Source organism: Kitasatospora cinereorecta (genome assembly GCF_024172095.1).
In the GTDB taxonomy this organism is placed as follows: domain Bacteria; phylum Actinomycetota; class Actinomycetes; order Streptomycetales; family Streptomycetaceae; genus Kitasatospora; species Kitasatospora cinereorecta.
In genome coordinates this window covers 1,077,479-1,096,428 of record NZ_JAMZDX010000003.1, presented here as the reverse complement: position 1 = coordinate 1,096,428, position 18,950 = coordinate 1,077,479, and the positions used below count along the sequence as shown (strand labels likewise).

The window sequence follows — 18,950 nt, the reverse complement described above, 5'->3', positions numbered from 1 at the left end:
GCGGCGGTCCGCCGGACCGTTCGCTGTCAACACCGAAGAGGAGCAGCCGATATGGCTACCCAGACCGAGGTTCTCGAAGGTCTCGCCGAGATTGTCAACGAGATCGCCGGCATCCCGACCGAGGACGTCGAGCTCGACAAGTCGTTCACCGATGACCTGGACGTCGACTCGCTCTCCATGGTCGAGGTCGTCGTGGCCGCCGAGGAGCGCTTCGGCGTGAAGATCCCGGACGACGAGGTCAAGAACCTCAAGACCGTCGGCGACGCGGTGAACTACATCATCGAGAACGCCTGACCCGAAGGTCTCACCCGGTCGGGACGCCCGCGGCGTCCCGACCGGGCCCCTCACCACCCCGCCGTCCTCGGCGCCCCCGCCACCCCCTGCAACACGTGAGAGAAGAAGAAACCAGTGACCGCTGAAAACCGCACCGTGGTCGTCACGGGTATCGGCGCCTTCACGCCGCTGGGCGGCGACGCCGCCTCGTTCTGGCAGGGCCTGATCGAGGGCCGTTCCGGGGTGGCAGCGCTGACCGAGGAATGGGCGACCGACCTGCCGGTCCGGATCGCCGCGCGCACCGCCGTCGAGCCGGGCGAGATCCTGCCCCGCCCGCTGGCCCGCAAGCTGGACCGCTCGGCGCAGTTCGCGCTGATCGCCGCCCGCGAGGCCTGGGCCGACGCCGGCTACGAGACGCCGGCCACCGACGACTCCTCCAAGCTCGACCCGACCCGCCTGGGCGCCGTGATCGCCTCCGGCATCGGCGGCGTCACCACCCTGCTCGACCAGTACGACGTGCTCAAGGAGCAGGGCGTCCGCAAGGTCTCCCCGCACACCGTGCCGATGCTGATGCCCAACTCCCCGGCCGCCAACGTCGGCCTGGAGGTCGGCGCGCGCGCCGGCGTGCACACCCCCGTCTCCGCCTGCGCCTCCGGCGCCGAGGCGATCGGCTACGCGATCGAGATGATCCGCTCCGGCCGCGCCGACGTGGTCGTCGCCGGCGGCACCGAGGCGGCGATCCACCCGCTGCCGATCGTCGCCTTCTCCAACATGATGGCGATGTCCAAGAACAACGACGCGCCGCAGCACGCCTCGCGCCCGTACGACAAGAACCGCGACGGCTTCGTGCTGGGCGAGGGCGCCGGCGTGGTCGTGCTGGAGTCCGCCGAGCACGCCGCCGCCCGCGGCGCCCGCGTGTACTGCGAGGCCGTCGGCCAGGGCCTGTCCTCCGACGCCCACCACATCGCCCAGCCGGAGCCGACCGGCGCCGGCGTGGCCCGCGCCATCGCCGACCTGTTCGCCCACAACGAGCTGGACAAGGCCGAGGTCGTGCACGTCAACGCGCACGCCACCTCGACCCCGCAGGGCGACACCGCCGAGGTCAAGGCGCTGCGCAAGGAGCTCGGCGAGCACCTGGACCACGTCGCGATCTCCGCCACCAAGTCGATGACCGGCCACCTGCTCGGCGGCGCCGGAGGCATCGAGACGGTCGCCACCGTCCTCGCGCTGTACAACCGCCTCGCCCCGCCGACCATCAACGTGGACGACCTCGACGACGACATCGACGCCGACATCGTCACCGGTGAGCCCCGCACGCTGCCCGAGGGCCGCATCGCCGCGCTGAACAACTCGTTCGGCTTCGGCGGCCACAACGTGGTCCTGGCCTTCCGTACGGTCTGACGCTTCAGGGGCTCGGAAAACCGCGAGCAACCACATCAGGGGCTCGGGGAACCGCGAGGCCGACCCCGGGGTGGGCGACACCAGCGAGGTGCGCCGACCCCGGGGCGGGCCTCGCAGTTCCCCGAGCCCCTGTCTGTGGTTCTCGAGCCCCGTGGGAAAAGGTCTCAGACGACCTGGTGGAGCCACCGCACCGGCGCACCCTCGCCCGCGTAGCGGAAAGGCTCCAGCTCGTCGTCCCACGGCTTGCCGAGCAGCCGGGCGATCTCGGCCTCCAGGTCGGTGCCCTCGTTGCGAGCCCGTAGCACGACGGCCCGCAGCCGGTCCTCGGGGATGAGGATGTCGCCGTGGATGCCGGTGACGGCGTGGAAGATGCCGAGGCCGGGCGTGGAACTGTAGCGCTCGCCCTCTGCGGTGGCGCAGGGCTCGCTGGTGACCTCGTACCGCATCAGTTGCCAGCCGCGCAGGGCGGAGGCGAGGCGCGAGGCGGTGCCGGGCTCGCCCTGCCAGGAGAGCTCGGCGCGCCAGTGGCCGGGCGCGGCGGGCTGGCGGATCCAGTCGAGGCTGACCCGCACGCCGAGAACCCCCGCGACCGCCCACTCGACGTGCGGGCACAACGCGCGGGGCGCGGAGTGGATGTACAGGACACCACGTGTCGTCACCGGGACCTCCAGGCTGTGGACGAGGGTCGCCTTCCCCAGCTGCCTCGTGCACGTCGCCGGTAGGTTGTGACCACTGGCTACCCCGTGAAGCTCAACTTATTCGACATTAGGTCATCAAATTGAGCAAAACGGACAAGCTTTCACCCCATCGTAGCCGGATCCTCCGGGAGGTCTACCCTCGGCCGGGATCTCTCCCCCGAACGGACCTATCCGACGCCAATACCGCTGGCAGGACGGGGTGTGACACCACGTCGGATGCCACGAGCGGCCCTCCGGGAGCGCCCGTACACACACCACCCCCGCCGGGATCGGACCCGGTCGGGGGCGGTGGGTGACGTGCCGTCAGGACTGCCTTCTCAGAGCTTGACGACCATCTTGCCGGTGTTGTCGCCGCGCAGCATGCCGATGAAGGCGTCGACCGAGTGCTCGAAGCCCTCGACCACGGTCTCGGCGGAGCGCAGCTCGCCGCTGCCCAGCCAGCCCGCCATGTCGGCGAGGAACTGCGGCTGCAGTCCGTAGTGGTCGCCGACGAGCATGCCCTCCAGGCGGAGCCGCTTGCCGATGGCGAGGGCCAGGTTGTGCGGTCCGGCCGGCGGGGTGATGTCGTTGTACTGGGCGATGGCGCCGCACAGCACGGCCCGGCCGCGGAGGTTGAGGGCGCCGATGGCGGCCTCCAGGTGGTCGCCGCCGACGTTGTCGAAGTAGACGTCGATGCCGTCGGGGGCGGCCTCGGCGAGCAGGTCGCGGACGGCGCCGTCCTTGTAGTTGAAGGCGGCGTCGAAGCCGTACTCGTCGACCAGCTTGGCGGCCTTGGCGGCGGAGCCGGCCGAGCCGATCACCCGCTTGGCGCCCTTGAGCCGGGCGATCTGGCCGACCAGCGAGCCGACGGCGCCGGCCGCGCCGGAGACGAAGACGGTGTCGCCCTCCTGGAGCGAGCCGACGGCCAGCAGGCCGGCGTAGGCGGTGAGGCCGGTCATGCCGAGCACACCCAGGTAGGCGGAGAGCGGCGCGAGCTGCGGGTCGACCTTGACCGCGCGGGCGGCGTCGAGGGTGGCGTACTCGCGCCAGCCGAGGCCGTGCAGGACGGCGTCGCCGACCTCGAAGCCCTCGGCCTGCGAGGCGACCACGTAGCCGACCGCGCCGCCGTCCATGGCCTCGCCGAGGGCGAACGGCGGGACGTAGGACTTCACGTCGTTCATCCGGCCGCGCATGTACGGGTCGACCGAGAGGTAGGCGTTGCGCACCAGGATCTGGCCGGCGCCGGGCTGCCGGACGGGCGCCTCGACGAGGGCGAAGTCGGCGGGGGTCGGCCAGCCCTGGGGGCGGGCGGCCAGGTGCCACTCGCGGCCGGTGGTGGGCACGCTCTGCTCTGCCATGGGTATTGCTCCTCGACCTAAAACGTTGACCTTCTCAAGCAATCCTGCGAGTGAAAGGTTCAGGTTGTCAAATGTTCAGGTAGAATCGAAGCCATGGAGACCCAGCCGACGCCCGCCGACGCGATCACCCGCGAGGTCGTGGACCTCATGGCGAGCCTGGTCGCGCTCTTCCACCGCGAGTACGAGGAGGCCGCCGCCGCCCGCTCGCTCACCGGCGCCCAGGCCAAGGTGCTCGGCCTGCTCCGGCGCGGCCCGATGCCGATGCGGCACATCGCCCAGACCCTGGCGTGCGAGCCGTCCAACATCACCGGCATCGTCGACCGCCTGGAGACCCGCGGGTTCGTCACCCGCGACGCCGACCCGCACGACCGCCGGGTCAAGCTGGTCGCCGCCACCGGCTCCGGCATGAGCGCGTCCGAGGAACTGCGCGAGTCGCTCAACTTCGCCCGCGAGCCGCTCGCCGCTCTCGACGACGAGGAGCGCGCCCAGCTGCGCGACCTGCTGCGCCGCATGCTCGAGGGCGCCCAGCCCCCCGCGTCCTGAGGCACCGTCCGCGGGCCCGGCGACAGCTCTGTCACAGCCGTCCGCGAGAATGGTTTGCGTGTAACCGATCGGGCCGCCGCACCGTCTATGTGGTGAGAGGGTCCCACTCGCAGTGCGGCGGGTGTGACGTATGCCCGCCCGCAGGCCGCCCCTCGCGCGGCCGTAGAGAGAGCACTCACCGATGACCGACGCCAAGTCCCGCCCAGCCGAGGGTGCCGCCACGGCCCGGCGCTCCCGACTCGCCCGGGGGGCGGGCGCCACCGCCGCCGTCCTGGTGCTGGCCACCGCGGGTGTCGGCGCCTGGTTCTACCAGCGCCTCGACCACAACATCACCACCTTCTCCGCCGACGGCATCGCCACCAGCCGGCCGCCGGCGGCCCCCACCGTCTCGGGCGGCGGCCGGGCCGTCAACGTCCTGCTGCTCGGTTCGGACACCCGTGAGGACGGCAACAGCAGCCTCGGCGGCGGCGACGAGGGCGTCGGTCACTCCGACACCGCGATCCTGCTGCACGTCTACGCCGACCACAAGCACGCCGTCGGTGTGTCCATACCCCGCGACACCCTGGTCACCATCCCCGCCTGCCGGCTCCCGGACGGGCGGTGGACGACCACCAAGACCAACCAGATGTTCAACTCCGCCTTCACCATCGGCGAGTACAAGCAGGGCAACCCCGCCTGCACCCAGAACACCGTCGAGGCGATGACCGGGCTGCGGGTGGACCACACCATCGTGGTCGACTTCAAGGGCTTCGCCGCGATGACCGACGCGGTGCACGGCGTCGACGTCTGCGTCCCCAACGACGTCGACTCGTTCGGCATCCACCTCACCAAGGGCCGCCAGACCCTGCAGGGGCAGCAGGCCCTGGACTACGTCCGGGCCCGGCACGGCTTCGGCGACGGCTCGGACATCGGCCGGATGAAGCGGCAGCAGGCCTTCCTCTCCTCCCTGATCCGCAAGGTGCAGGGCGAGGGCTTCAACCCGACGACGATATTCCCGCTCGCGGACGCCGCCACCAAGTCGCTCACCGTCGACCCCGAACTCGGCTCCGCGATGAAGCTCGCCGACTTCGCCCAGTCGCTCCAGGACATCAAGCTCGGCGACATCAAGTTCGTCACCGTGCCCTGGCGCTACCAGGGCGAGCGGGTCGCCCTGGTCCAGCCGGACGCCAACACCCTGTGGAACCTGCTCCGGCAGGACCGCACCCTGGACGGCCAGACCACCGCCGGCCAGACCGGCGCCCCGGGCTCCCCGTCGTCCTCGACATCGTCCACCGCCTCGCCGTCCACCGGCTCGCCGTCCGCCGCCACCTCGGCCCCGGCCGCCCTGGACGTGCCGATCACCGTGCACAACGCCGCCAAGTCCCCCGGCCTGGCCGGGAAGGTCGGCTCGACCCTGCGGGCCAAGGGGTACACCGACATCACCGTCGGCCCCAACACCACCCCCCGGCGGACCACCCTGATCGAGTACGGCCCCGGCCGGCAGACCGCCGCCGAGCAGCTCGCCCAGCTCTACCCCGGCGCGGAGCTCCAGCCGGAGGCGAGCGCCGACGGCCTGGTCCTCACCCTGGGCCAGGACCGCGCCCCGGCCGACACCGCCGATCCCACCGACGGCACCGGTGCCACTCCCGGCTCCACCGCCCTGCCGTCATCGATCCCCACCGGCATCAGCGAGAACACCCGCCCGGCCGACAGCGACCTCTGCTCCGACCTCAGCTTCGGCTGACCGGCCCGCTCGCCGCGAGCCGGGCTCATCCCGGCCCGACCGGATCGGGGACGCCGGTGACCACCACGGTCGCCCGCGTCCCCGGCGGCAGCTGCCCCGCCGCGGCGAGGTCGTACACCGCCTGCAGCGTCTTGGCCACGTACCGGCGTTCCACCGGTACGCCGTGGCGTCGCTCGAAGGCGGCGGCGAACTCCTCCAGCCCGGCCGGGACCCGCCCGTACCCGCCGCAGTGGTGCCCGTGGTGGATCTGCCAGTTGCCGAACTCCCGCCCGTACGCGGCCCGGTGGAGCGCGGCCACCTCGCCCTCCAGATAGCCGCCGGCCCCCTTGAGCACCGCCACCCCGAGCGCCCGCGCGCCCGGCGGCAGACCGGCCGCGATCCCGGCCAGGGTGCCGCCGGTGCCGACCGGGCAGCAGACCAGGTCGCGTCCGCCGAGGTCGGGCAGCTCGGCCGCGATCTCGGCGGCGCCGCGCACCGCGAGCGCATTGGAGCCGCCCTCCGGCAGCACCAGGTAGCCCGGGCGGTCCTCGCCCGCGCCCGAGGCCAGTGCGCGGTAGGCCGCGCGCGGCACGAACTCCAGCACCATCCCCGCCGCCTCGGCCGCCCGCAGCGACCAGTTGCGCGGCGCGGCGGCCAGCTCCTCGCCGCGGACCACGCCGACCGACGCCAGGCCGAGCGCCCGCGCGGCGGCGGCCGTGGCGCGGAGGTGGGTGGAGTACGCCCCGCCGTAGGTCAGCAGCCCTCGGCAGCCCTCGGCCACCGCCCGCTCCAGGTTGGGCGCCAGCTTGCGCCACTTGTTGCCGGGGACGGTCGGGTGCGCCAGGTCGTCCCGCTTCAGCCGCAGTTCGACCCCGGCGGCGGCCAGCAGCGGATCCGCGACCGGGGTGAGCGGGGTGGGCAGGGCGGCGGGGGCGAGCGTCCGCCCGCCCCGGGCGGTGGACGCCCGGGGCTCCGCAGGGACCGTCACGCCGACATCGCCTGCTCGCCGCCCCCGCTGTGCTCCGCACCGTCCGCGCCGTCCGCACCTTCCGCGCAGGCGGCGGCCAGCTCGTCGAGCGAGAGGCCGAGGGCATGGGCCAGGGCCGCCACGGTGAAGAAGGCCGGGGTCGGGGCACGGCCGGTCTCGATCTTGCGGAGGGTCTCGGCGGACACCCCGGCGGCCGCCGCCACCTCGACCATGCTGCGGTCGCCGCGGGCCTGCCGGAGCAGGATCCCGAAGCGCTCACCGCGCTGCCGCTCTTCCGGGGTCAAAGGAACTCGCACCATACCCGTGATACTAATACCGGTATAAGTATTGGGCGGCATCACGCGACAGGGGAGCCGCATCCATGGTGGAGATCAAGTCCGACACGGCACTGGAGGCGATGCGGGAGGCCGGACGCGTGGTGGCGCGCGCCCTCGCGGCCGCCCGCGCGGCGGCGGCCGCGGGAGTCCGCCTGCGCGAGCTCGACGACGCCGCGCGCAGCGTCCTCGCCGAGGCCGGGGCACGCTCCCCGTTCCTCGGCTACCGCCCCTCCTTCGCGCCCACGCCCTTCCCCGCCGCGATCTGCGTGTCCGTCAACGACGCCGTCTCGCACGGCATCCCCGACGACTCCCGGCTGCGCGACGGCGACCTGGTCTCCGTCGACTGCGGGGCCGAACTCGACGGCTGGACCGGCGACGCCGCGATCAGCTTCACCGTCGGCGCCCCCCGCCCCGCCGACCTCGCACTCATCACCGCCACCCGGCAGGCCCTGGAGGCCGGCATCGCCGCGGCCACCGTCGGCCGCCGGATCGGCGACATCTCCCACGCCATCGGCGCCGTCGCCCGCAGGGCCGCCTGCGGCATGCCGTCCGACTTCGGCGGCCACGGCATCGGCCGCCGGATGCACGAGGACCCACACGTCCCCAACCGCGGACGGCCCGGCCGCGGTTACCCCCTGCGCCACGGCCTCGCCCTCGCCATCGAACCCATGCTCATGGCCGGGGGACGCGACGCCTATGTCACCGATCCCGACGGATGGACCCTGCGCACGGCCGACGGCAGCCGGGCCGCCCACTTCGAGCACACCATCGCCGTCACCGAGGACGGCCCCCGCATCCTCACCCTGCCCTGAGCTCCCGCCAGGGGGCTCTTACGTCAACCCTCTTCCCCTCCGGCCCCACCTGTGCCATTTTACATGTCACACATTAGACGGCCGCACCCCCACCCGCGGCCACGACCCGCCCGGAGCCCCCCACCGTGCGTCACTTCCGGATACCCACGGCCCACTTGGGCCGTCTCCTCGCGCTCGCCTTCGCGCTCGTGCTCACCCTCGGGTTCTTCGCCCCGCAGAGCACGGCCGTCGCCGCCCCCGCACCCGCCAAGCCCTCCCCCAAGGCGCCGACCACGCCCACCACCCGGCACGCGGTGCCCCTGCCCAAGTCCCCGGACCAGCCCGCGGACGCCCGGCCCACCCCCGGCCAGGCCGTCCCGCGCACCAGGTCCGCCCCGCAGAACACCGCCCCGCAGAACACCACCCGGCCGACCGCCGCCAAGCCGGCCAAGCGGCTCGGCTCCACCGCCGAGGCCGCCGCCCAGGCCGCCGCCTGCGACCCCGCCTCCTTCGGCAGCCGCACCGGCACCGCCCTGGTCCAGGCCGTCGCCGCCGCCTCCACCGACTGCGTCGACCAGCTCTACCAGCTCACCGGGAGCGCCGCCCGGGACACCTTCCGCGAGCCGCAGATGGTCACCGTCGCCGACGCCCTGCGCGACGCCTCGGCACACTACGACGGCACCGACGCCGGCTCGACCCACCAGCTGGTGCTCTTCCTGCGGGCCGGCTACTACGTCCAGTGGTACAACCAGGACCTGGTCGGTCCGTACGGCACCGCCCTGCAGACCTCGATCCGCGGCGCGCTGGACGGCTTCTGGGCCGCCCCGCACACCCGGGACGTCACCGAGGCCAACGGCCAGACCCTCGCCGAGGCCGTCACCCTGATCGACAGCGCCCAGGAGAACGCCCGCTACACCGGCCCGGTCGCCGACCTGCTCAACCGCTGGACCACCGCCTGGACCGGCTCGATGTGGCAGGCCGTCGCCAACACCCAACTCGTGATCGAGAACGGCCTCGACACCCCCGCCTTCGTCGCCACATTGCAGGCCGACCCGTCCTTCGCCGGCGCGATGGCCTCCTTCGTCACCCGCAACGCCGCGATGCTCACCGGCGGCGACCTCGCCACCTCGCTCGGCATCGACGTCGGCTCGCTGCTGAGCCACCCCGAACTCCAGGCCCAGGCCCGCCCGCTGGTCAAGGACCTGGTCAACCGCTTCCCGCTGGTCGGCCCGACCGGCCCGCTCACCATGAACCTCGCCTGGTTCACCGCCAACAAGGACACCGGCAACTGCGCCTACTACGGCCTGTGCGACCTGCCCACCCGGCTGGTCCCGCTGGTCCTGACCGTCGACCACACCTGCAGCCCCACCCTGCGCATCCGCGCCCAGGCCATGACCGGCACCGAACTGGCCGACACCTGCACCAGCCTGGCCAACGAGGACACCCTCTTCCACCGCCTGGTGAAGGACGGCGGCCCGGTCGCCGGCGACCTCAACACCGCCCTCGAGGTCGTCGTCTTCGACTCCTCGTACGACTACCGGCTCTACGCCTGGTCGATGTACGACATCTCGGTCGACAACGGCGGCATGTACCTGGAGGGCGACCCGAACAAGGCCGGCAACCAGGCCCGCTTCATCGCCCACGAGGCCGAGTGGCTGCGCCCCGCGTTCCAGATCTGGAACCTCAACCACGAGTACACCCACTACCTCGACGGCCGGTTCGACATGTACGGCGACTTCGACGCCGGGCAGACCGTCCCCAACGTCTGGTGGATCGAGGGCCTCGCCGAGTACGTCTCCTACACCTACCGCGACGTCCGCTACGACGACGCCATCGCCCAGGCCGCCCAGCACACCTACACGCTGTCCACCCTCTTCGACACCACCTACGACAACGCCGACCAGACCCGCATCTACAACTGGGGCTACCTGGCCGTCCGCTACATGCTCCAGTCGCACCCGCAGGACGTCGCCGCCATGCTCGCCCACTACCGGGTCGGCGACTGGGCCGGCGGGCGCGCCGTCATCACCTCCCTCGGCACCTCGTACGACGCCGGGTTCGCCGCCTTCCTGACCGCCTGCGGCGCCGGCGACTGCGGCTCCCTGCCGCCGGTGCAGGCCCCGCTCTGCACCAACCAGGACACCCGGCAGTACGACCGCGACTGCCGCCGCGACGACGTCGCCGCCACCACCGGCAACTACTCCTACAACTTCCTGTACCTGCCGGCCGGGGTCAGCCGGCTCACCGTCACCACCAGCGGCGGCACCGGCAACGCCGACCTCTACTACAACGGCACCGGCTGGGCCACCACCGGCTCGTACCAGGCCAGGTCCACCACGAGCGGCAACGGCGAGACCCTGACCGTCGACAACCCGCCCGCCGGCTGGGTGTACTTCAGCCTCTACGCCCAGCAGGGCTTCTCCGGGGTCACCGTCACCACCCAGTACTGACCCACCCCGTACCGACCGGGAACGCCGCAGGCCCCGCGAGTGAATCGCGGGGCCTGCGGCGCGTGCCGGGGACGTGCTGTCGGTCAGAGGCCGGCGGCGATGATCGTGGTGATCGGCGCCGTGTCACCCGCGGCCGACCGGGTGTTGACGGTGGTGAAGCTGGACCAGCGGCCGGCGGTGTAGTCGCCGTCGATGGACCGGACGTACCCGGTGCCGTCGTTGCCGAAGATCCGAATGGTGTTGCCCGTCGAGGCGGCGGTGATCTGCTGGAGACCGCTCAGCCCGCTGGCCGCGGAGATGTCGCCCCACCCGGTCCAGTAGCCCTGCGCGTAGTCACCCGTCGTCTCGTGGATCCGACCGCCCGCCAGCACCACCACGTGGAACCGCGAACCCGGCGTGGAGGCTGCCGCGACCTGCGTCATGCCCGCCGGCGAACCGTACGCCGCCGTCACATCGCCGTAGCTCCAGCGACCGCGGTTGTAGTCGCCGTCCGCCACCCGCAGGTGACCGTCCGAGCCCAGAATCGCGATATGCAGCGCATTGCCGGTCGTACCCGCCGCGATGCTCTTCACCCCGACCGGAATCCCGGTGACACCCGTGACGTCGCCCCACGCGCTCCACGTACCGCTCGTCCGGTCCGCGGAGGACTCATAGACCCGGCCGTTCGCCACCGCCACCAGGTGCGTGCTGTTCCCGATCGACGCCGCCGAGATCTGGGAGATCCCCGAGAGGCTCCCCATCCCGGAAACCTCCTTCCACGGCAGCCACTGACCCTGCGCCACCCCACCCGACGCCGGGCCGAGGTTGCGGTCCGCGTTGTAGATCTTCCCGTTCACCAGCGCGAACGCCCGCAGGTACTGGTCGGCCGTGGTCGCGGCCGCCATCGACGCCACGTCCTTCGGCGCGAACGACACCCCACCCGCCCGGACCGGCAGGAACGGCGCCCACGTCCCGTTCGAATAGTTGGCACCGGAGTTCAACAGCTGACCGTCCGAGGTCTGACCGAGCACCTGCACCCGCAGACCCGGCTGCAACGCCGCCAGATACGCCGCGCTGTCGACCTGCACCGTCTTCGTGGTGACGACCGAGTGACCGGTCTCGTCCGTCGTGGTCATGGTGACCGTGTAGGCGCCCGGGGCGCTGTACTGGTGCTTGTGCACCTGGCCCACCGGCTCGGTCGAGTGCACGCCGTCACCGAAGTCGACGTCCTGCTTGGTGATCACGTACGGCGACGACTGGGTCGGCGACACCTGGACGCCCAGGTACGCGTCGACCGAGGAGATGAAGTCCGCGGCGAGGTCGGCCGGCTGGCGGACATCGACCTTCGCGCTGTCGGAGTACACCGTCGCGCCCTGCGCATCGGTCGCGGCAACGCTCACCCACTGCGATCCGGGCTGGGTGAAGACATGGGTGACGGTCGGGTCGGCCGAGTGGACGACGGCACCGTCGCTGAAGCTGAAGGTGTAGTCGGCCTGCGCCACGCCCCAGTCGTTCACGGGCTTGGCGGTCACCTTGACGGTGAACGGCGCCGGCCCCTGCGCCGACGGCACGTCGGCACCGGCCACCGCGACCGAGACGGACCGCTGGCCGGTCAGCTCGTACGCGCCGCGGTCCCGGATGCCGCCGGCCGCGTTGGCGACCTTCGGGTCGTCACCCGGCTTGACGCCCACCAGGTCGGTGTCCACGCCGGGCGCCGTCGGGTCCGCCGAGTCGATCGCCGCAGCCGCCGACTCCGGCAGCTTGTCGAACGGCCAGGACTCGGCGCCGAGGGCCGCATCGAGGTCGACGTCGTGTCCGGCCTGACCGGTCGCCGCGTTGAACGCAGCGGCGGTCGGGTACGAGGTGCCACCCCAGGTGTAGGCCGAGGCGTCCTTCCACGGGTGGACGGTGTTGTAGTCGACCTTCGAGCCGGCCTCAGAGTCGGCGGAGACGGCGATCTCCGTCTCGCCCCGGTTGGTGGAGGTGGTCTCGCACCCCGAGTTCCCGGTGCTGCCGTCGTGCTGGGCGGTGATCACGTTGTTCTCGACCAGCGCGCCCGCGGAGGCGCCGTCGATCTTCACGCTCTCGCCGCAGGAGAAGGCGACGGTGTTGCCGGTCACCGCGATCCTGGGCGCGTCCGTGATGCTCACCGCCGCGGACTTGGTCGCGTTGAAGTCGTTCCCGGTGATCAGCGAGTCGTGCACCCCGGCGCCGACCGTCACACCCGCCGAGAACACGAAGAGGTTCCGGCTCACCGTCACGTGGTCGCTGGTGCCGGTGATCCGAACGCCGCCCGGCCCGCTCGGGCCGTCGTACAGGTTCCCGTCGAGGGTGATCCGGGAGGAGTTCGCCACCGCGGCTCCCGGCGTCGCCGACCCGGCGCGGGCCTCGCTGGCGAACCCGCGGATCACGATGTCGTGGACGCCGGCGAGGTCGAAGTCACCGTTGCTCCCGTCCGGCGCGTGCAGCATCGGCTGCAGGTCGGGGTTCCTCAGCGTCGAGCCGAGGAAGGTGATCGGCTGGTCGGCCGTACCGGAGTGGGTCAGGTGCACGCTCTCCTGGTAGACGGAGTCGCCACCCGCCACCTTGACCGTCTGGCCCGGGAGCACGATGTTCGCGGCGGCGGAGATGGAGCAGAACGGCCGGTCCGCGGTTCCGGTCCCGGCGTCCGAGCAGGCCTTGGACGCCTTGTCGACGTAGAGGGTGGTGCCCACCGTCGACGCATGCGCGGCGGCGGGGAAGGCGAGGACGGTGGTGGCGGCCGCGATGAGCGCGGCGGACTGGCGCAGACGCACGGTGAGAACTCTCCTGGGTGGAAGTGGGCGGTGGCGGGAACCCCCCGGAACCCGCCACCGAAGTCGATGTCAGAGCCCGGCGGCCGCGATCGAGTCGATCCGGTCGGTGGCGCCGGCCGCGGCGGCGTCGGTCACCGTGCTGGTGGCGCTCCACTGGCCTGCGGTGTAGTCGCCGCTGGCGGTGAGGACGGCGCCGGAGGAGGCGCGGCCGAAGATTCTGATGGTGTTGCCGGTCGAGGCGGCGGCGACCTGCTGGAAGGCCCCGCTCCCGATGGCGTCGGAGATGTCGCCCCAGCCGGTCCAGTAACCGGCGGCGTAGTCACCGGTCGTCTCGTAGACGTGGCCGTTGATCCCGAGCACCACCACGTGGAAGCGGGAGCCCGGCGTCGAGGCCGCAGCGACCTGCGTCATCCCGGCCGGCCAACCGTAGGCGGCGGTCACGTCGCCGTAGCTCCAACGGCCCCGGTTGTAGTCACCGTCGGCCACCCGCAGGTGCCCGTCCGAGCCCAGGATCGCGATGTGCAGCGAGTTCCCGGTCGTCCCGGCCGCCACGCTGGTCACCCCGACCGGGATCCCGGTGACACCGGTGACATCGCCCCAGGCGCTCCACACCCCGGTCGCCCGGTCCGAGGACGCCTCGTACACCCGGCCGCCTGCCACCGCCACCAGGTGCGTGCTGTTGCCGATCGAGGCCGCCGAGATCTGCGTGATCCCCGCGAGCGTCCCGGTGCCCGCGACCTCCTTCCACGGCAGCCACTGACCCTGCGCCACCCCGCCCGACGCCGGACCCAGGTTCCGGTCCGCGTTGTAGATCTTCCCGTTCACCAGCACGAACGCCCGCAGGTACTGGTCGGCGGTGGTGGCGGTGGCCATCGCGGACACGTCCTTGGGTGCGAACGACACACCGCCCTGCGGAACGGGGAGGAACGGCGCCCACACCTTGTTCGTGTAGTTCGCGCCGGTGTTCAGCAGCTGGTTGCTCCCGCTCCGCGCCAGCAGCTGGACCCGCTGGCCCGGCTGCAGCGACGCCACGTACGCGGTGTCGGTCAGCTCGACGGCCTTCTTGGCGACGGCGGTCCGGCCGCCCTCGTCGGTCGCGGTGACCGTGACCGTGTAGGTGCCCGGGGCGCTGTACTGGTGGGAGGCGCCCTTGCCCGCGGGGGAGGAAACCCGGGTGCCGTCGCCGAAGTCGATGTCGTACTTGGTGACCGCGTACGGCGAGGTGGCGGCGGGGGTCACGAGGGCCGTCAGCCGGCCCTGGTCCTGGACGGAGAGGTCGGCGGTGAGGTCGGCGGGATCCCGGACCTCGACCCGCTGGGCAGCGGTTCCGTAGGCCGTGCCGCCCTGGGCATCGGTCGTGATGACGGTCGGCCAGTAGATACCGGCCTTGGTGTAGACGTGCGTGGCGGTCGGCGTGGCCGAGTGCACCGGGTCGGTGCCGTCGCCGAAGTCGAAGGTGTAGTCGGTCTGGGCCAGGCCCCAGTTGTTCTCGGCCTTCGCGGTGACCTGGACGGTGAACGGCACCGGCCCCTGGGGGCTGGGCACCTGCGTGCCGGTCGCGGCGAGGGTCACCGCGCTCTGGGACAACCGCTCGTACGCACCGCGGTCCCGGACCCCGCCGCCGGGCGCGGTGTTGGGGGCGGTCGGGTCGTCGGCCGGCTTGACGCCGAGCAGATCGGTGCCGACCCCGGGCGCACTCGGGTCGGCCGAGTCGACGACGGGGTTCGCGGCCGTGGTGCTCGGCAGCCGGTCCGGCGTGCTGATGCCGTTGCCGAGGGCGAGGTCGAGATCGACATCGTGGGCGGCCTGCCCGGTGGCCCGGGTGAACGCGTCGGCGGTCGGGTAGACGGCGTCCGCCCACGCGTAGGTCGGGCCCTGCGGGATGGGGTGGGCGATGTTGTAGTCCGCCTTCGACCCGGTGGTCGAGGCTGCGGAGAGCGAGATCATCGGAACCGGGCGCCCGGGCGAGTTGACGCAGGACGTGCTGGAATCGCCCCGGTGCTCGGCGCTGATCACGTTGTTCTCGACCAGCGCGCCCGGCGAGGCACCGTCGACCTTCACGCCCTCCGCGCACGGGAGGACGACGGTGTTGTACGTCACCGCGAGGCCCGGGGCGTCCGTGGCCGTGATGGCGGCGGTCGTGGTCCGGTTGAAGTCGTTGGTGGTGATCAGCGAGTCGTGCACCCCGGCGCCGATGCTCACACCGCCCGTGAAGGAGAAGGTGGAACGGCTCACCGTGACGTGGTCGCCGGCGCCGGCGATCCGGACCGCGGCCGGGCCGGAGCTGGTGTACATGAGCCGGTCGAGGGTAACCCTCGACGAGTCCGTCACCGTGACCGCGGGAGCGCCGGTGAAGCTGCTGGAACTGCTGACCCGGAAGCCCTCCAGCACCACGTCGTGGACGTTCGCCAGCACGAAGGCGCTCTTGGCCGTCCCCACGGGACGCACCACGCTCCCGTTCCCCAACGGGAGGCCGAGGAAGGTGATCGGCTTGTCCGGCGTACCGGAGCGGGTGACAGTCACCGTCTCCCGGTACGACGTTCCCGGCGCGACCCGGACGGTCTGACCGGGCAGCACCGCATTGGCTGCCGCCGTGATGGAGCAGAACGGCTGCGCCGCCGTCCCGCTGCCGTTGTCCGCGCAGGCGGTCGAGGTGTTGTCGACGTAGATCGTGTCCGCCGGCTCCGCCGTCGCGACGGCGGGGAGAGCGAGAACGGCGGTGGCCGCAGCTGCGGTGAGCGCGGCGGACTGGCGCAGGCGCACGGTGAAGGACCCCCAGTGTCGTTCGCCGGTCAGCGGGCCGGAACGGCGATGAACCGGCACAGCTTGGCACCCGAACAACCGTGCCGTCGAATCGGTTTCCCGGATGGTCCGGCAATGTCCGAATGATCGACCGCCCCGGGCGGGACCGCGGTGATTCCGCGGCTCGCCCGGGGCGGGTGAAGGGGTCAGAGACCGGCTGCGGCGAGCAACAGGACCTGGCCGCCGATCATCTCGGTCACCACGGAGGTACCGCTCCACTGGCCTGCGGTGTAGTCACCGCTGACGCCGAGCACGGAACCGTACTCGGTACGGCCGAAGACCCGGATGGTGTTCCCGGTGGACGCGGCGGCGATCTGATCGACGGGCCCGTACATGTACTGGCCCCCGAACCCGGAGACGGCGGAGATGTCGCCCCAGCCGGTCCAGTAACCCTGCGCGTAGTCACCGGTCGTCTCGTGGATCCGACCGTTCGCCAGCACCACCACGTGGAACCGCGAACCCGGGGTCGACGCGGCCGCGACCTGCGTCATGCCCGCCGGCGAACCGTACGCCGCCGTCACATCGCCATAGCTCCAGCGACCGCGGTTGTAGTCGCCGTCGGCCACCCGCAGGTGACCGTCCGAGCCCAGGATCGCGATGTGCAGCGCGTTGCCGGTCGTCCCGGCGGCGATGCTCTTCACTCCGACCGGAATCCCGGTGACACCGGTGACGTCGCCCCAGGCGCTCCACGTACCGCTCGTCCGGTCGGCGGAGGACTCGTAGACCCGACCGTTCGCCACCGCGACCAGGTGCGTGCTGTTGCCGATCGACGCCGCCGAGATCTGGGAGATCCCCGAGAGGCTCCCCATCCCGGAGACCTCCTTCCACGGCAGCCACTGACCCTGCGCCACCCCACCCGACGCCGGACCCAGGTTCCGGTCCGCGTTGTAGATCTTCCCGTTCACCAGCACGAACGCCCGCAGGTACTGATCCGCCGTGGTCGCGGTCGCCACCGACGACACGTCCTTCGCCGCGAACGACACCCCACCCGACCGCACCGGCAGGAACGGCGCCCACACCTTGCTCGTGTAGTTGGCACCGGAGTTCAGCAGCTCGCCGTCGGTGGACTGGCCGAGCAGTTGCACCCGCTGGCCCGGCTGCAACGCCGCCAGGTAGTTGGGGTTGGCCACCTCGACATTCTTCTTGATCACGACGGTGCGGCCGCCCTCGTCGACCGCGGTGAGCGTGACGGGGTACGTGCCGGGGACGCTGTACTGGTGGCTGGCGATGGTGCCCGCCGGGTACGACACGTGGGCGCCGTCCCCGAAGTCGACGTCCTGCTTGGTGATCATGTACGGCGAGGACACGGTGGGCGTGGCCACGATCTGGAGGAAGTCGTTGTTGACCTGGATCGCGAGGTCGGCGGTGAGGTCGCCGGGCTCCTTGACCACGATCCCCTGGCTGCCGCTGGAGGCGACCTGCGCCCCCTGCGCATCGGTGGCGGTCACCGACGGGTAGTACGTGCCGGGCTTCGTGAAGACGTGGGTGACGGTCGGCTCGGTGGAGTCGACCAGGCCGCTGCCGTCCCCAAAATCGAACCGGTAGCCGACCTGCGCCGTACCGAAGTCGTTGACGACATTGGCGGTGACCTTGACCGTGTACGGCGCCGGGCCCTGCAGCGACGACAGGTCACTGGTCGCCGTGACGACGGCGGACCGCTGGCCGGTGAGCTCGTACGCACCCCGGTCCCGGATGCCGCCCGCCACGGTGTTGGGCACGTTCGGGTCGTCACCCGGCTTGATCCCGAGCACATCGGTGTCGACGCCGGGCGCGGTCGGGTCCGCCGAGTCGATCGCCGCGGTGGCCGCGGCGGTCAGGTGGTCGTCCCCGTAGTAGGCGTCGCCGGGGTGCAGGTCGAGGTCGGCGTCGTGCCCGGCCTGTCCGGTGGCCGCGTTGAAGGCCGCCGCGTTCGGGTACGAGGCGCTGCCCCAGGTGTACGCCGAAGCGTCCGCCCACGGGTGGACCGTGTTGTAGTCCACCTTCGAGCCGACCGTCGAGGCCGCCGAGAGGGAGATCTCCGTCTCGCCGCGGTTGGCGGCGGTGGTGGCGCACGCCGAGGACGGCGACTGGTTCCCGCGCTGGGCGGTGATCACGTTGTTCTCGACCAGTGCGCCGGGCGAGACGCCGTCGACCTTCACGCTCTCCATGCAGGAATAGGCGATGGTGTTGCCGGTCACCGCGAGCCCCGGGGCGTCCGTCGCCGTGATGGCGGCGGACAGGGTCTGGTTGAAGTCGTTGCCGGTGATCAACGAGTCGTGCACTCCCGCACCGACGCTGACGCCACCCGTGCGGGGGAAGAGGTTCCGGCTCACCGTCACATGGTCGCTGCTCCCGGAGATCCGGACGGCAGTCGGCCCGGTGAGGCCGTACCGGATCCGGTCGAGGGTGACCCGGGACGAATCCGCGACCGACACCACCGGCGGCGTGGCGCCCGCCCAGCCGTACAGCTGGAAGCCCCGCAGCACCACGTCGTGCACGTTGGACAGCACGAAGGTGCCCTTGGTGTTCACGACCGACCGGACGAAGGTGCCCGTGCCCGGCGTCAGACCGAGGAAGGTGATCGGCTTGTCCGGCGTACCGGAGCGGGTGAAGGTCACCGTCTCCCGGTACGTGGTGCCCGGTGCGATCCGGACGGTCTGACCGGGCAGCACCGCGTTGGCGGCGGCGGAGATCGAGCAGAACGGCTGGGCGGCCGTACCGCTGCCGTTCTCCGCGCAGTTGACGGCGGTGTTGTCGACGTAGATGGTGTCGGCCGTCTCCGCCGTCGCGACCGCGGGGAAGGTGAGAACGGCGGTGGCCGCAGCTGCGGTGAGCGCGGCGGACTGGCGCAGGCGCACGGTGATGTTCTCCAGGAAGGACGACACGGTAGCGAGG

The 18,950-nt window shown here is 71.9% G+C and carries 13 protein-coding genes; 6 read left to right on the top strand and 7 right to left on the bottom strand.

Annotated elements, in window-relative coordinates; genetic code table 11:
• The first annotated feature begins 51 nt into the window (after positions 1–51).
• Entirely contained in the window at positions 52–294 is a 243-nt protein-coding gene (locus FHR36_RS18345; RefSeq protein WP_253798526.1) for an acyl carrier protein, read from the top strand.
• 114 nt (positions 295–408) lie between these two features.
• Entirely contained in the window at positions 409–1,674 is a 1,266-nt protein-coding gene (gene fabF / locus FHR36_RS18340) for a beta-ketoacyl-ACP synthase II (protein WP_253798524.1), read from the top strand.
• 164 nt (positions 1,675–1,838) lie between these two features.
• Here the strand turns inward: fabF and FHR36_RS18335 are convergent, their stop codons facing one another.
• Both FHR36_RS18335 and FHR36_RS18330 read right to left on the bottom strand, forming a co-directional pair.
• Positions 1,839–2,333, bottom strand: coding sequence for a DUF3145 domain-containing protein (locus FHR36_RS18335; RefSeq protein ID WP_253798522.1), 495 nt, complete (start codon positions 2,331–2,333; stop codon positions 1,839–1,841).
• A gap of 356 nt (positions 2,334–2,689) precedes the next feature.
• Positions 2,690–3,709 (bottom strand): NADP-dependent oxidoreductase, encoded by a 1,020-nt coding sequence (locus FHR36_RS18330; RefSeq protein ID WP_253798521.1) that lies wholly within the window; start codon positions 3,707–3,709, stop codon positions 2,690–2,692.
• 93 nt (positions 3,710–3,802) lie between these two features.
• On the opposite strand from FHR36_RS18330, the gene FHR36_RS18325 reads away from it, so the two are divergent.
• Together FHR36_RS18325 and FHR36_RS39375 are read left to right on the top strand one after the other, a co-directional pair.
• A complete protein-coding gene (locus tag FHR36_RS18325) occupies positions 3,803–4,252 on the top strand; it encodes a MarR family winged helix-turn-helix transcriptional regulator (protein ID WP_253798519.1) in 450 nt (149 codons plus the stop codon).
• A gap of 181 nt (positions 4,253–4,433) precedes the next feature.
• Positions 4,434–5,975: an LCP family protein gene (locus tag FHR36_RS39375; RefSeq protein ID WP_301330280.1), complete on the top strand. Its 1,542-nt coding sequence runs from the start codon at positions 4,434–4,436 to the stop codon at positions 5,973–5,975.
• A gap of 25 nt (positions 5,976–6,000) precedes the next feature.
• On the opposite strand, the gene FHR36_RS18310 is transcribed toward FHR36_RS39375, so the two are convergent.
• Positions 6,001–6,942 carry a 1-aminocyclopropane-1-carboxylate deaminase/D-cysteine desulfhydrase gene (locus FHR36_RS18310; protein WP_253798517.1) on the bottom strand — a complete coding sequence of 314 codons (942 nt, stop codon included), beginning with the start codon at positions 6,940–6,942 and terminating at the stop codon, positions 6,001–6,003.
• Entirely contained in the window at positions 6,939–7,241 is a 303-nt protein-coding gene (locus FHR36_RS18305; RefSeq protein ID WP_253798515.1) for a helix-turn-helix domain-containing protein, read from the bottom strand. Before FHR36_RS18305 ends, FHR36_RS18310 begins: the two co-directional genes overlap by 4 nt.
• A gap of 62 nt (positions 7,242–7,303) precedes the next feature.
• On the opposite strand from FHR36_RS18305, the gene map reads away from it, so the two are divergent.
• Both map and FHR36_RS18295 read left to right on the top strand, forming a co-directional pair.
• Positions 7,304–8,071 carry a type I methionyl aminopeptidase gene (gene map, locus FHR36_RS18300; protein ID WP_253798512.1) on the top strand — a complete coding sequence of 256 codons (768 nt, stop codon included), beginning with the start codon at positions 7,304–7,306 and terminating at the stop codon, positions 8,069–8,071.
• A gap of 155 nt (positions 8,072–8,226) precedes the next feature.
• Positions 8,227–10,500 (top strand): M9 family metallopeptidase, encoded by a 2,274-nt coding sequence (locus FHR36_RS18295; RefSeq protein WP_253798509.1) that lies wholly within the window; start codon positions 8,227–8,229, stop codon positions 10,498–10,500.
• Between the two features lie 83 nt (positions 10,501–10,583).
• Here the strand turns inward: FHR36_RS18295 and FHR36_RS18290 are convergent, their stop codons facing one another.
• The 3 genes from FHR36_RS18290 to FHR36_RS18280 form a co-directional block, all read right to left on the bottom strand.
• Positions 10,584–13,274, bottom strand: a complete 2,691-nt coding sequence (locus FHR36_RS18290) for a PKD domain-containing protein (RefSeq protein WP_253798506.1) — start codon at positions 13,272–13,274, stop codon at positions 10,584–10,586.
• A 69-nt stretch (positions 13,275–13,343) separates the two neighbouring features.
• On the bottom strand, positions 13,344–16,037 hold the full coding sequence (locus FHR36_RS18285) for a PKD domain-containing protein (protein WP_253798503.1): 2,694 nt from the start codon (positions 16,035–16,037) through the stop codon (positions 13,344–13,346).
• Positions 16,038–16,222: 185 nt separating this feature from the next.
• Positions 16,223–18,940, bottom strand: a complete 2,718-nt coding sequence (locus FHR36_RS18280; RefSeq protein ID WP_253798500.1) for a PKD domain-containing protein — start codon at positions 18,938–18,940, stop codon at positions 16,223–16,225.
• Positions 18,941–18,950: the final 10 nt, after the last annotated feature.

Bases quoted from the DNA above. Each gene is read 5' to 3' on its own strand.
- FHR36_RS18330 (WP_253798521.1), bottom strand. From the start codon at position 3,709: ATGGCAGAGCAGAGCGTGCCCACCACCGGCCGCGAGTGGCACCTGGCC.
- FHR36_RS18345 (WP_253798526.1), top strand. From the start codon at position 52: ATGGCTACCCAGACCGAGGTTCTCGAAGGTCTCGCCGAGATTGTCAAC.
- FHR36_RS18325 (WP_253798519.1), top strand. From the start codon at position 3,803: ATGGAGACCCAGCCGACGCCCGCCGACGCGATCACCCGCGAGGTCGTG.
- map (WP_253798512.1), top strand. From the start codon at position 7,304: ATGGTGGAGATCAAGTCCGACACGGCACTGGAGGCGATGCGGGAGGCC.
- FHR36_RS39375 (WP_301330280.1), top strand. From the start codon at position 4,434: ATGACCGACGCCAAGTCCCGCCCAGCCGAGGGTGCCGCCACGGCCCGG.
- FHR36_RS18305 (WP_253798515.1), bottom strand. From the start codon at position 7,241: ATGGTGCGAGTTCCTTTGACCCCGGAAGAGCGGCAGCGCGGTGAGCGC.